Below are 13,012 nucleotides of genomic sequence, written 5' to 3'. Positions count from 1 at the left end.
TTTCACTTCAGCTCGAACACTAGGCAGGGATTGTCATTCAAGCGCCCCTCGAACACCGGGGTCGCCTGTTCCAACGCAGTTCCCGCCAGCAATGCCCGATCCTTGCGCGCCAGGATCACCCAGGCCGGACGCGGCAACGACGCCAGCGGCGACAGATCGTCCTTGCCGATAAACCGCGGCTGCTCATCGTGGTCCAGGTTCATCATGTAGCGCACCGCCCAGGTGTCTTTGCCCAGGTTGAGAAACACCAGGGTGCCGCGGTCCTCCCCACGCAGTTGCTCGACCTGGGCGACAAAACCCCGGGTGGCGAATTGCAGGTCCTTGGCCGGCTCGATCACCTTCACCAGCAGCCACCACTGCGCCGCCAGGGCCAACAGGCTGAGCAGCACCAAGCGCCGCCCGGGCGCATTGCGAGTGGTTTGCCAGCCATGCAGCGCCAGCACCTGCAGGCCGAAAAACACCGCCATCATCAGCGGCAATGACAGCGCCGGCCAATAACCGTGCTTCTGCCAGCTGTGCCGACAGACCAGCAACACCACCGCGCACAAGCCCGGCAGTAACCCGACCAGGCCGAGATAAAACCAGCGCACCCTGAGCAGCCAGCGCTGCGGATGGAGCAGGCCGTAAGCCGCGACCGCCGCGAACATCGGCACCATGGGCAGGATGTAATAGGCACGCTTGAAGTGCGGCACCGACAAGCCGAGCAGGATCATCAATCCACAGGCGCCCAGGCGTGCCAGCAGTTGCAGCTTGTCGTCCGTGTGCCGCATGGACCATTGCCGACGCAGGACGAACAGCGTCGCCAGCGCCAGCGGCACCACCGGGAAGTACCGGTAGAGGCTGAGCTGAAAGTAGAAATACAGCGGCTCGCCGCTTTCATCGAGGCGCCCGCCGACCTGCATCTGGTAGACCTGTCGGGCGAAGGCTTCGCCGCCACTGAACTGCGCCAGTTGCACCAACGCCCACCAGCAGGCAGCCAGCAGGATCAGGCCGATCAGCCCATGGGCGAGTACCTTGCTCAACAGTCGCCAGCCGTCGCCCGGTGCCCGGCAAATACTCAATGCCCAGTAGGTACAGGCCATGCCGCAGACCTCGATCAGCCCCAGGGGGCCGCGGATGGCGAAGGCGATGACGAACAGCGGAAAAATCGCGTACTGGCGCCATTTGGAACCCAGCTGCTCGCCGCTGTGCAGCAGGTAAAAACAGCCCAGGCACAGCAGCGAGACCATCTGGTCCAGGCATACCGAGCGCGACTTCTCCAGCCACTGGGTGGTCAGCGCCGTGAGCAGCACCGCCAGCAATGCCCAGGTGCGATCGAGCGGCGCCAGCAGGCGGTACAGCAGCGCCAGCACCCCGGCCGAGGCCAGCGCCGTGGGCAGGATATTGGCCAATTCGTTAGGGGCGCCGAACAGCTGGGCAAAGCCATAGCTGAACAAGGTGGCGGTGCCCGGATAGTCCGGGTAAGGCTCGCCGTAGGTGGTGGGGAACAGGCTCGCGCCGTGGCGGAACATCTCCTGCAGGAACAACCACCAGCGCCCGTCGAAGCCTTGCGCTGGCTGGTCCCAGATGCCGAAAGTGAACAGGAACAAAGCGAGCAGAAAGACGCCCAACATCTCGATGCGAATGCGGTGGTGGTCCATGGATGATCCGTCAGAGGGTGCGTTGCCCGAAGGCTTGGGCATGCCGGCTGCCATGTTGCAGCCGCAGGCCCTGAACCATCCCTGAACAGGCCGCAAAAAATCCCGGCCCTTCCATCAGCCCTACTCGCAAAGACAGGCTGGCGTCCCACTCCCTCCTGATCGCTCAGCCTGGCGTACTCAGTTCTCCTGCCGCAGAAATGGCAGCAGATGAGTAATAAAGGCTTCGGGCGCCTCCTCGGTAATGAAGTGGCCACACCCCGGCACTATCGCCCCCTGAAGTCTCAGGGCATTGCCCTTCATCGTCAGCAACGGCGCATCGTTAGTGGCGTGTTCGGCGCCAATCGCCAGGACCGGCATTGCCAGTGGGCGGCTGGCACGCTCGCGGTTCTGCCGGATGCTCTCGGGGATGGCCCGGTAATAGGCGAACCCGCCCCGCAGCCCACCGGGCACCGAGTAGGCTCTGACATAGGTCTGGACCGCGACCCGCTCCTGATGCACCGACCACTTTTCGAACATGTAAGCCAGGTACTGCGCCTCCCGCCCGGCGATCAGCACCTCCGGCAGGTCCTGCAACTGGTTGAACATGAAGTGCCAGAGAAAGATGTTCTGCCCCGCAGGCGCGAAGATCGACGGCGCCTCGGCCAGGCCGGGAATCACCGCCTCCGTCAGGGCCAGTTTCTCCACCGCCTGCGGATAGTCGCAGGCCAGGGCGTAGGCCACCCACATGCCGACATCGTGCCCCACCACCGAGTACTGGCTGTAACCGAGCGCCAGCATCAAGGCCTGCAGGCGAGACGCCGTGGTGCCGGTGTCGTAGCCCTGCTCGGGGCGATCGGACAAGCCCATGCCGGGCAGGTCGACCGCGATCGCCCGGTAACCCTGCCCGGCCAGCGCCTGCATGACATGGCGCCAGGTGAACCAGGTCTGCGGCCACCCGGGGATCAACAGCACGGGTTTGCCCTGGCCCTCACTGACATAGTGAATGCGCCCGCCGTCCACCTGTACGTAGCCATGGCGGTAGTCACGCCCGGCAAAAGCCTGCTGCTCGAAAAGATCCATGCTCAGCGTCCTTGATGGGAGGGCTGGGCAATGCCCAGCAGTCGGTTGATCTGGGCCTGGTGCAGCGGCGCGCCGGCGAAGTCGTCGAAGACTTTGTCCGTCACCTGGATGATGTGCTCATTGATAAAGGCCACGCCTTCGCGCGCGCCCTGCTCCTGGTCTTTCAGGCAGCACTCCCATTCCAGGGTCGCCCAGCCGGCATAGTCATAAAGCGCCAGCTTGGAAAAGATCCCCTTGAAATCCACCTGCCCGTCGCCCAGCGACCGGAACCGCCCGGCCCGCTCGGCCCAGGGCTGATAACCGCCGTAAATGCCCTGGCGGCCGGTGGGATTGAACTCGGCGTCCTTCACATGAAACATGCGAATGAACTCGTGGTAGATATCCAGGTAGTCCAGGTAATTGAGTTGCTGCAGGACGAAATGGCTGGGGTCGAAGAGCATCTTGCAGCGCGGGTGGTTGCCGACCCGCTCCAGGAACATCTCGAAGCTCACGCCGTCATGCAGGTCCTCGCCCGGGTGGATCTCGTAGCACAGGTTCACCCCCTGCTCGTCACAGGCGTCGAGAATCGGCAGCCAGCGCTTGGCCAGCTCATTGAACGCCGAGTCGACCAAGCCTTCCGGGCGTTGTGGAAAGGGAAAGAAATAGGGCCAGGCGAACGAGCCGGAAAAGCTCCCCATATCGCTGAGCCCCAAGCGGCGCGAAGCCTTGGCCGACAGTTTCAGCTGTTCGAGGGCCCACTGGGTCCTGGCGCCACTGTCGCCCCGCAGAGCCGCCGGGGCGAAGCCATCGCACAGGCTGTCGTAGGCGGGATGCACCGCCACCAACTGGCCGAACAGGTGGGTGGTCAGTTCGCTGATCACCAGCCCGTGTTCGGCCAGGGTGCCGCTGACCTCATCGCAATAATCCTGGCTGCTGGCCGCCAGGCGGACATCGAACAGGCGCTCATCCCAGGCTGGTACTTGAAGCGCCTTGAACCCCAGCCCCGCCGCCCATGCGGCAATGGCGGGCAGGGTGTTGAATGGCGGTGCCGCATCACTGAATTGAGCCAGGTGCAGGCTCGGTCCCTTGAGGGTTTTCATGGTTAACGCCCTATTGTTTGTCGTTCGACAAACAATAGGGCTGCCCTCGACACCCCGTCAATACGATGGCTTGATTTTTTTGTCGATCGACCAATAATTGGCAGCACTCCCTTTGCATCGAGAACTGGACATGGCTGGCAGACCCCGCGAATTCGACCGAAAGCAGGCCCTGTACAAGGCGCGTGATGTGTTCTGGCAGCGCGGCTTCGAGGCCACTTCCATGTCCGATCTGGTGGACGCGCTGGGCATTGCCTCGGCGCGCATCTATGCGGCCTTTGGCTCCAAGGAAGCGTTGTTTCGCGAAGCCATCGAAGTCTACGAGTCGGGCGACGGCGCCTTTGCCGACGCGGCCCTGGGCGACGACATCAGTGCCCGCGATGCCATCGAGCGCATGCTCAGGGAAGCCGTCGAACTCTATACCCAGCCCGACCGGCCCCTGGGCTGCATGGTGGTGTCCTCCGCCACCAATTGCTCGGCGGACAACGACGGCATCAGAGAATGGCTGGCCGAACACCGCCGCGACAGGACCCGCTCCATCATCGAGCGCCTGGAGCAGGCCGTGCGCGCTGGCGAGCTGCCCAAGCGCACCGACGTGATGTCCCTCGGGGACTGCTATGCCACGGTGCTGCATGGGCTGTCGGTGCAGGCCCGGGATGGCATCGGCAGGTCGCGCCTATTGGCGATGATTCCCATGGCCATGGCGGCCTTCGATGCGCAAACCGAAGCGGCCACTTAACACTTGCGAGCAGCCAATCGCGGACAAAAAAACGGCCCGGCGGGATCGCCGCCAGGCCGTATTCGAGTCATTACGCGATTTACAGAAAGACCGCCGAGAGCATGCCCAGCGCACCCAGGCAACAGCCGATCAAGGTGCCGCGCCCCGGCAACTCACGGAACACCGACCAAATCACCAGCGGTTCGAGCAGCAACAGCGAGGTCACCGACACCACCGTGATCATCCAGATATCGCCGACCGCCAAATAGCCCAGCCAATAGGCGCCAATCAGGCAGATACCGGCGAAACACATGATCAGTACGGGAAACGCCAGGTCCGGCCATGACGTGTTGCCCGTCTGCGCCAGGCGGGCGGCGACCACTTCGCTGTAGATCGCGCAGAACTCGCCCAGCACCATCAGCCCTACAGCAGAAACTCCGAGTAATTCTTTGGACATATGACAAACCCCTTGGTATTGAGAGCCAGATTTTTCAGCTCCCAGGCAGCAATGGCTCCGCTGACGGAGCCGCCATGACGATGCCGAGGGGTTTGCTCTAATTCAGTGACCGTGAGGAACCTGAACATGTCCATCTCCTGCGTGGTGGGTGGTACGGGCGCCCGCGAACGCCATGGACGATTGCGGACCGCTCTCTGTATAGGGTATTTCCGGGGTGGTCGACACGCGTTTTTTGTAGAGTTTTTGTCTGTTCGCCGCCACAGGGGCCAATGCCGCCAACCAGAAAAGCCTTCGCTACTCGGCCCGGAAGTTCCAGACGATCTCCACCACCCGCACCGCCAATACCAGGTACACCAGGAACAGCGCGACCTGCAGCAGCCGGTGATAGGGCAGCCTGGCCAAGCGGCGCAGGCCGTCGCTGACATTGAGCAGCATCAGCAGCGCCGACACCCCGATCAACCCCCATCCGGTCAGGCCGGAGCCGAACAGGCCCAGGAACAGGTGGTGGTCGCTGTGCAGCGCATTGGTCCCGGCGGCGAACAGCAAAGCGCAGACCAGCAGGTTCTTGACGTTGTCGAAGACCCGCGTGTTCAGGTCGCCGTCCAGCAGGTCCAGATACTTTCGCCACAGTTTGCGCATGTTCAAGGCACCTGTTCGGCCGCAGGAAAGAAAGACGCCCAGGGCGTTTTCAAAGATCAATCACCCGCCGGGCGCACCTCCCAGCGTAGTGACGATTGCCGCAACCTGCTTGCGGTCGTTCAACCCCATGCGGTACACCCCGTTCAACAAGGAAAACAGGCAGGAGCCTGCTGTTACCCAATCCTCCCTCGTTCACGATTTGTTAAGAATCGCCTCCGTATACTCGGACCGCCTGATCCTCCCCGGCGCAACCTCTTCGGCAGTCCCCTCATGTCGCGACCCGCACCGCTGTTGTTTCTGCTTGCCGCCCTGCTGTTCTTCTTCGCCCTGGGCAACCACCAGTTGCAGGGCTCCACCGAAGCCCGGGTCGCCGGGATCGCCATGCAGATGCACCTGGACGATGACTGGGTGACGCCGCGCCTGTTCGGCCAGCCCTTCCTGGAAAAACCGCCGCTGAGCCTGTGGCTCGACGCCAGCGCCATCCGCGTATTCGGTGGCACGCCGTGGGCGGTGCGCCTGGCCTCGGCCTTCGCCGGGCTGTTCAGCGTGATGCTGCTGTACGCCATGCTGCGCCGCTTCGGCCGCCCGCCAGCGGTGGCCTGGCTCGCCGGCGCCATGCTGGCGACCATGGCCAGTTACTGGGGCAATGTGCGCGGGGTCGGTGAAGACGCCCTGCTCAGCCTCGGCGTGACCCTGGCGCTGCTGGCGTTTTTCCACACCCAACGGCGCCAGGCCGAACGCCAGCCGGCCACTCTGGGCTGGCTGCTGTTCGCCCTCGGCATCGCCATCGCCACCCTGAGCAAGGGCGTGCTGGGCCTGGCGATGCCGGGCGTGGTGATCTTCGCCTGGCTGCTGGCCGACAGCCTGATCGAAAAGCGTTTCGCCCTCGGCCACTGGCTCAAACCCGCCCTGCTGACCCTGCTCGGCCTGGTGCCGCTGCTGATCTGGCTGTATTTCCTGTACCAGCGCGGGGGCCTGCAAGCCCTGGGCGAAGTGCTGTGGACCAACAGCGTCGGGCGCTTCGATGGCTCCTTTGTCGAGGCCGGGCATTACGAGCCCTTCTATTACTACCTGGCCAAGCTGCCGCAAGCCTTCCTGCCGTGGAACATCCTGGTCTACCTGGGCCTGTGGCACTTTCGCAAAAGTCTGGTGAAAAACCGCTACCTGCTGTTTTTCAGCCTGTGGCTCGTAGCCCAGTTCACCCTGCTGTGCCTGGCGTCGAGCAAGCGCACCGTGTACCTGATGTCGCTGACCCCGGCCGCGGCGGTGCTGGCGGCCGAATACGCGGCAGTGCTGTACGAACGCCTGCGCCAGCGCGCCGCGGGCGATGGGTTCTGGAGCGTCGTGGGGCGTCGGCGCCGCGGCCTGGCCCTAGGCGTGCTGACGCTGGTGGTGTGCAGTTACCTGGTGGCCGCGCAGTGGGCCGCGCCACGCGCCGATCGCCAGCTGTCCTTTGTACCGCTGATCAGCGAGATCCAGACGCTACAGGCCGCCGGGCAGCAGGTGGCGCTGTATCAGGCCAACGAACGCGCGGCCGGCGCCAGCGTGTTCTACACCCAGAGCCTGCTCAAGGACGTGCAGACCGTGGCCCAGCTGAATGAGTTTCTCGGCACCTCGCCGAACAACGTGGCGGTCATGGCCCTGCAGGAAGACCCCAAGCCACCGCTCAAGGTACTGAAGAAGGTCACGGTCAGTCGCCAGGCCTACTACTTTGTCGGCCACTGACCGGCACAGTGAGCGCCCATAAAAAAGGCACCCTCATGGGGTGCCTTTTTTTATCTCGTCGCCAGGCTTTCGCACCGGCGCCAGCATGGCTCACTGAACGGTTTTCAGCTTGACCACATCGCCGGAGACCTTGGTGGTGTAACCGCTCAGGACCCAGGCCCAGAACCAGTTTTCCTGGATCTGGGTGTTGATCATCGCGTCACCGCCCTTGGCCTGGATAGCCGCGGTCTGGGCGCGGACGAAGCGGTTGTTCTGCCGGATTGGGATGACCCCGAACAGCATGATGCCGGTAGCCGTTGCTTCGCTGTGACCGACCACGGTGTACTGGCTACTATCCAGTTGCTGAGTTTTCATCGCGGTGCCGGTGCAGCCAGCCAGGGCCAGGACAACCAGCGCAGAGGCGGCGATTTTGCTCAAGTGTTTCATGCATGACTCCATAAACCAGGAACCCGGGAACTCTTTTCTCCGGGGCGCGCACCCTAACAGTTCTGGTCACCCAAAAAACATCGGCAAGCGCCAAAAATTGCGCCGGGGCCCTCTCCCGCCGGGCGCCTGGCATTGACGATTCAGTCAGCTACTGAAGCACCGTTATCGATCGGCGCCGCGGACTGCCCGGCCCCCGGCTCACTGTGCGCCAGCACCGGCTGCTCCAGGCGCGCGCGGCCATAAAACAGCAGCGCCGTCAGCAGGCAGGTGAGCCACACCACGATCCCCGCCCAGAAGGTATGGGACATGTAATGCCAGCCCTGCAGCACCCGGGTGGTGCCATAGACGAAACCCAGCAGCAGCGAGCCGTACAGTAGCGCCTTGGCGTGGCGCCAGCGATAACGCCGGGCCACGAAGTACAGCGCCAGCATGGTGAAACCGCCCGAGGCATGGCCGCCCGGCCAGCAGCGGCCGTCACCGGCGGTCTTCAACAGCTCGAAGTTCTCATACCACTCCTTGTGCTCGATCTTGCCGGCGTACTGGGTGGTTTCCACCGGGCAGTACACGCTGGTGTGGCCCTTGAGGTAGTGAATCGCCCCGGTGCACAGGGCGAAGGCCACCACCACGAACAGCAGGTCCCGGCGATGGCGCGCGGTAAAACGCAATACCGGCGCCACGCGGAGCTTCTCCAGCAAGGTCTTGCCGCGGCCAAACCTTGCGCCCTTGAACAGCGGCCAGACAAACGACAGCAGCAGCCCGATCAGCGCCAGCTCGCCGGTCCAGTTGGGGATGATCCGCGCCCACTTGTGGGTGATCTTCTCGAACAGATGGGAGTGATCCAGCGGGAAGGTCTGGCTCACCGGATCGAAGAACAGGTCGCTGAAGGCGATGTCGATCCGGGTCATGTCGAACATCAGGAACACCAGCGCCGCGCACAGCAGCGGCAGGCCGAGGTTCCATTTATAAAAGCTCCAGGCCGTAAAGCGGGGACGGGAAAACGCCGGCATAGTCAGAGTCTCGGACAAGGGACGGTCAGGGGCGGTTGAAGGCGACGGAACGCCAGTCGCTGGCTTCGATGAAGCCGAGCATGTGCGGACGCCCGTCGAGGGTATCGGTGGAGACGAACAACGAGGCGCCGTAGCCCAGGGTCGAAGACGGCAGCTTCAGCGCCTTCTCCAGCGCGGCCATGCATTCGCTGTGGGTCACCAGCACCAGGTTGCGCCCGGCCACCTTGTGCGCCAGGGCATCGCGCAACAGGCTGCGTTTGCAGTCGAACAGCCAGTCTTCGCCACTGCCGGCCTTGCTGAACATATAACCTGAGGTCTGTACCGCGCGGGTCAGCGGGCTGTGGTAGATGTCGGCCTTGTCCAGCCCCAGGTGCTCGAACTGCGCGCCGACCCCCACCGCCACGTCACGGGCACGGTCGGTGATGCCGTCGGGCACGTTCAGGCAGGCGGCCCTGGAATGGTCGCAACGCTCCACATGACGAATCAGCACAATCATCTGGCCCTTGGCCCAGCCGGCGCTCAAGGCCCTGGCGCCGGCCAGGTTGCCGTGGGCCAGGTCCGGCACCGCCGCGGGCTTGAGCACAAAGAACACCAGCGGCAGCACCAGCAAGGCCACCAGGGCAATCACCAGGGTATTGCGATAACGGGCAAAACGGCTCGCGACGAGCGCGGGCTTTGCCACCGGAAGACTGAGTCCTGACGCCACGTGCGAGCCGCCCCTATATGACCACCAGACATTGAGTTGAGCAGCGCAGCAGACGCTAACCGCCGCTCATGACAAATCGAGTGCGTGGCACCCGATCGAGGGTCGGACTTTAGGCAGCGAGGCGTGGCCGCCCAGTGAAACGGATGTGAAAAAAAGCTCAATCGGCCAGGCGGTTTCTGGAGCGAAATCAGGCCCTTGGAAAGCCCCAAAATGGTGCAAAAAACTAATGCGACGAAATCGTTTCAGCTATTGCCCTTGCCGCCGATACACACCTGCGAACAAATCCTTGCTGGCCACCAATAACAACAATCTTCCAGCGATACATGATCAAGCAGCACAACGTTCCTGGAGGAATTGCATGAATAGCTGGTTCGGCAACATCAGCGTCAACCTCAAGTTAGGCCTGGGCTTCGGCCTGGTCCTGGCCCTGACTACCATCCTCGCCATCACGGGCTGGACCAGCCTGGGCGGTCTGATCGACCGCAGCAACTGGATGAGCGACATCACCCAACTGAACGCCGGGCTGACCAAGCTGCGCGTGACCCGCCTGCAATACATGCTGACCAACGGCGACGAAACCGCCGCGCAGAATGTGCAGGCCTCCCTGGACGACTTCTCGGCCCAGCAACAGAAGCTGCAGAACAGCTTCAAGAACCCGGCCAACATCAAGCTGCTCAAGGAACAGGGCACCACCATCAGCGCCTACCAGGCGTCCCTGAACAAGATGCGCAACGCCTACCGCAACGCCAATGCTGCCCGCGCGGTGATGAACGGCAACTCGGAAACGGCGCGCAACCTGATCAACAGCATCACCACGCGCGTTCAGCAAATGCCCCTGAGCGACCAGCGCTTCGAACAGTTCCAGGCCATCACCAAGGCCCGTGAGGAGTTCCTGCTGGCGCGCTTCGAAGTCCGTGAATACATCTACAACAGCACCGCGGAAGCCGAACGCAATGCCGCCGCCCAGATCAACGCGGCGATTGCCGCGCTGGGTGGCCTGGACAGCCATTTCAGCAGCACCCAGGGCGATGCCCTGCGCCAGTTGAAAACCGCGCTGGATGACTACCGCACCTCCCTGCTGACCTTCAAGGCCGCGGTCAGCGAAGCCGGCCAGGCGCGCAAGGAAATGACCGAACAGGGCGCCCTGATCGTCAGCCAGAGCGAAGAGCTGTACCAGTTCCAGCTCGACCGCCGCGACGAAGAAAGCGTCCAGGCCCGCAGCCTGCAACTGATCAGCACCCTGCTGGCGCTGCTGGTGGGCATCCTGGCCGCGGTGATCATCACCCGCCAGATCACCCGTCCACTGCGTGAAACCATGACCGTGGTCGAGCGCATCGCGTCCGGCGACCTGACCCAGGACGTGCGCGTCACCCGCCGCGACGAACTCGGCGTGCTGCAACAAGGCATCGGCCGCATGGGCGTGACCCTGCGCGAACTGATCGGTGGCATCCGCGACGGCGTGACCCAGATCGCCAGCGCCGCCGAAGAGCTGTCGGCGGTGACCGAAGAAACCAGCGCCGGGGTCAACAGCCAGAAGGTCGAGACCGACCAGGTGGCCACCGCCATGCACGAGATGACCGCCACCGTGCAGGAAGTCGCGCGCAACGCCGAAGAAGCCTCGCAAGCCGCGGCCGCCGCCGACGGCGAAGCCCGCGAAGGCGACAAGGTGGTGGCCGAAGCCATCGCCCAGATCGAACGCCTGGCCAGCGAAGTGGTGCGCTCCACCGACGCCATGAGCGTGCTGCAACAGGAAAGCCAGAAGATCGGCAGCGTCATGGACGTGATCAAGGCCGTGGCCGAACAGACCAACCTGCTGGCGCTGAACGCCGCCATCGAAGCCGCCCGCGCCGGTGAAGCCGGTCGCGGTTTCGCCGTGGTCGCCGACGAAGTCCGCGCCCTGGCGCAACGCACGCAGAAATCCACCGAGGAAATCGAAGGCCTGGTGGCCGGCCTGCAGAACGGCACCCAGCAAGTGGCCAACGTGATGAACAACAGCCGCAGCCTGACCGACAGCAGCGTCGACCTGACCCGCAAGGCCGGCGTCTCCCTGGAGAACATCACCCGCACGGTGTCGAACATCCAGTCGATGAACCAGCAGATCGCCGCCGCTGCCGAACAGCAGAGCGCCGTGGCCGAGGAAATCAGCCGCAGCATCATCAACGTGCGCGACGTCTCGGAACAGACCGCCGCCGCCAGCGATGAAACCGCCGCCTCCAGCGTCGAACTGGCGCGCCTGGGCAACCAGCTGCAAATGATGGTCAGCCACTTCCGCGTCTGACCCTCAAGGCCCTATCGCGAGCAACCTCGCTCGCGATAGGCCGCCCACCCTCCCCAATCCCTGTAGCCGCTGCCGCAGGCTGCGATAAGGCCGAAGGCCTTCGGCGGTCTCAGGACCTTTGCGTCCGCTTCGTCGGAATGCCGCCCAGGCCGATCGCAGCCTCGCGGGCTCGGCAGCGGCTACAGGGTTCGGGTCCAGGTTCCAGGTTCCAGGTTCCAGGTTCCAGGTTCCAGATTCCAGATTCCAGATTCCAAGGTTCGGGGTTCGGGGTTCGGGGTTCGGGGTTCGGGGTTCGGGGTTCGGGGTTCGGGGTTCGGGGTTCGGGGTTCGGGTTCAGGCTTGCGTGGGCCGGCGGCCGCCGTCGAGCAGCGCATCCACCACACCCCGTGCCATCTCCACGTTATGGATCAACGACCAGATCAGGCCACGCTCCACACCGCTGGCCCGCTCGGTGATTTCATCGGACACCTCTTCGGCCGCCTTGAGCAGGATCGAAACGTGAAGCAACGCCTCCTCGGCGCTGATGCCTTCGCGTACACAAAACAACGAATCCTGGCCAACGACAGTGCCCACGGTTGGCTTGAGCGCCTCCATCGGCGAACCATCACCACGATGCCGGCACAGCGCCTGAAGAATGCTTTCGTTGGCACGATCATGCTCAGGATTTCTACGCGAGCACGGAAGGGAAACGGGTGGATCGGGGACGAGCTTTTTCATGGCGTAACTCCGGAGTAGTGGAGCCATCACCCGTCGCTGCTAAACGAAAATAGGGTGGCAGCTATACGCGGGTTAGCAGACCAGGACTCCAGAGACCCAGCGCACCCAAGGGTGCCCCGCGCACAGCTGCCATAACAAACAAGTCAACAAGAAATGCCAACGAGTTAGATAGGGAGCTTGTACGTCTGGATTTTCCTCGAGCTGCTAAACCCGATCACCGAAAAACCGGTGACAAACCCGAGGCTAGACAGCGCCCTTCCCAGACGCAAGCGCCCCGGAGTTTCTCGGAAAAGCCTTACAAGATAAAGCGAAGAGCCTCACTTTCAGACAGCGTCCTACACGACAAAACACGTCATCCAAACGAGACGATGCGCCCCCCTGTAGCCGCTGCCGCAGGCTGCGATAGGACCGAAGGTCCTCCAGCGGTTTCAAAATCCCTGCGCCCCCTGCGGGGTCGATCGCAGCCTCGCAGGCTCGGCAGCGGCTACAAAGCGCCGACCGGTAGGTCGCGCATGACGCAGCTTTGGCTTTTGATCTTGATCTGCCCGCCCCATCGGGAGGCTT

General features: G+C 63.4%; 12 protein-coding genes and 1 pseudogene. 4 read left to right on the top strand and 9 right to left on the bottom strand.

Annotated features, from left to right (window positions below; all coding sequences use genetic code 11):
- Window positions 1-2 precede the first annotated feature (2 nt).
- From AC3RCP_RS05145 to AC3RCP_RS05135, 3 genes are all read right to left on the bottom strand, one after another.
- Window positions 3-1,640 (bottom strand): ArnT family glycosyltransferase, encoded by a 1,638-nt coding sequence (locus tag AC3RCP_RS05145; RefSeq protein WP_492569173.1) that lies wholly within the window; start codon window positions 1,638-1,640, stop codon window positions 3-5.
- 177 nt (window positions 1,641-1,817) lie between these two features.
- The gene (locus AC3RCP_RS05140; RefSeq protein WP_492569171.1) at window positions 1,818-2,699 is read right to left on the bottom strand and encodes an alpha/beta fold hydrolase; all 882 of its coding nucleotides are present in this window, start codon (window positions 2,697-2,699) and stop codon (window positions 1,818-1,820) included.
- Between the two features lie 2 nt (window positions 2,700-2,701).
- Window positions 2,702-3,778 (bottom strand): sugar phosphate isomerase/epimerase family protein, encoded by a 1,077-nt coding sequence (locus AC3RCP_RS05135; protein ID WP_492569169.1) that lies wholly within the window; start codon window positions 3,776-3,778, stop codon window positions 2,702-2,704.
- A gap of 130 nt (window positions 3,779-3,908) precedes the next feature.
- On the opposite strand from AC3RCP_RS05135, the gene AC3RCP_RS05130 reads away from it, so the two are divergent.
- Window positions 3,909-4,514 (top strand): TetR/AcrR family transcriptional regulator, encoded by a 606-nt coding sequence (locus AC3RCP_RS05130; protein WP_007920808.1) that lies wholly within the window; start codon window positions 3,909-3,911, stop codon window positions 4,512-4,514.
- 79 nt (window positions 4,515-4,593) lie between these two features.
- Here AC3RCP_RS05130 and AC3RCP_RS05125 read toward each other — a convergent pair whose 3' ends face one another.
- Together AC3RCP_RS05125 and AC3RCP_RS05120 are read right to left on the bottom strand one after the other, a co-directional pair.
- Window positions 4,594-4,911, bottom strand: a complete 318-nt coding sequence (locus AC3RCP_RS05125) for a hypothetical protein (protein ID WP_101336790.1) — start codon at window positions 4,909-4,911, stop codon at window positions 4,594-4,596.
- A 333-nt stretch (window positions 4,912-5,244) separates the two neighbouring features.
- Complete coding sequence (locus tag AC3RCP_RS05120) at window positions 5,245-5,589, bottom strand: hypothetical protein (RefSeq protein ID WP_007920795.1); 345 nt, start codon at window positions 5,587-5,589, stop codon at window positions 5,245-5,247.
- 270 nt (window positions 5,590-5,859) lie between these two features.
- On the opposite strand from AC3RCP_RS05120, the gene AC3RCP_RS05115 reads away from it, so the two are divergent.
- Entirely contained in the window at window positions 5,860-7,314 is a 1,455-nt protein-coding gene (locus tag AC3RCP_RS05115; protein WP_101336789.1) for an ArnT family glycosyltransferase, read from the top strand.
- Between the two features lie 90 nt (window positions 7,315-7,404).
- Here AC3RCP_RS05115 and AC3RCP_RS05110 read toward each other — a convergent pair whose 3' ends face one another.
- The 3 genes from AC3RCP_RS05110 to pmrG all read right to left on the bottom strand — a co-directional run bounded on the left by AC3RCP_RS05110 (window position 7,405) and on the right by pmrG (window position 9,429).
- Window positions 7,405-7,740, bottom strand: a complete 336-nt coding sequence (locus tag AC3RCP_RS05110) for a hypothetical protein (RefSeq protein WP_028681622.1) — start codon at window positions 7,738-7,740, stop codon at window positions 7,405-7,407.
- 140 nt (window positions 7,741-7,880) lie between these two features.
- Window positions 7,881-8,747 carry a phosphatase PAP2 family protein gene (locus AC3RCP_RS05105; protein WP_101336788.1) on the bottom strand — a complete coding sequence of 289 codons (867 nt, stop codon included), beginning with the start codon at window positions 8,745-8,747 and terminating at the stop codon, window positions 7,881-7,883.
- Window positions 8,748-8,772: 25 nt separating this feature from the next.
- The gene (gene pmrG / locus AC3RCP_RS05100; protein ID WP_492569166.1) at window positions 8,773-9,429 is read right to left on the bottom strand and encodes a lipopolysaccharide core heptose(II)-phosphate phosphatase PmrG; all 657 of its coding nucleotides are present in this window, start codon (window positions 9,427-9,429) and stop codon (window positions 8,773-8,775) included.
- A 250-nt stretch (window positions 9,430-9,679) separates the two neighbouring features.
- Here pmrG and AC3RCP_RS05095 point away from each other — a divergent pair.
- Window positions 9,680-10,825: pseudogene (locus AC3RCP_RS05095) on the top strand (methyl-accepting chemotaxis protein); the annotation flags it as partial.
- Window positions 10,826-10,867: 42 nt separating this feature from the next.
- Window positions 10,868-11,731 carry a methyl-accepting chemotaxis protein gene (locus AC3RCP_RS05090; protein WP_370686826.1) on the top strand — a complete coding sequence of 288 codons (864 nt, stop codon included), beginning with the start codon at window positions 10,868-10,870 and terminating at the stop codon, window positions 11,729-11,731.
- A gap of 333 nt (window positions 11,732-12,064) precedes the next feature.
- Here the strand turns inward: AC3RCP_RS05090 and AC3RCP_RS05085 are convergent, their stop codons facing one another.
- Window positions 12,065-12,448 (bottom strand): hypothetical protein, encoded by a 384-nt coding sequence (locus tag AC3RCP_RS05085; RefSeq protein ID WP_101336787.1) that lies wholly within the window; start codon window positions 12,446-12,448, stop codon window positions 12,065-12,067.
- Window positions 12,449-13,012 lie beyond the last annotated feature (564 nt).

Source organism: Pseudomonas sp. GW822-FHT05A08 (assembly GCF_058800485.1).
Note: the sequence above shows the minus strand (reverse complement) of the source record. Positions and strands in the feature narration are given on the sequence as shown.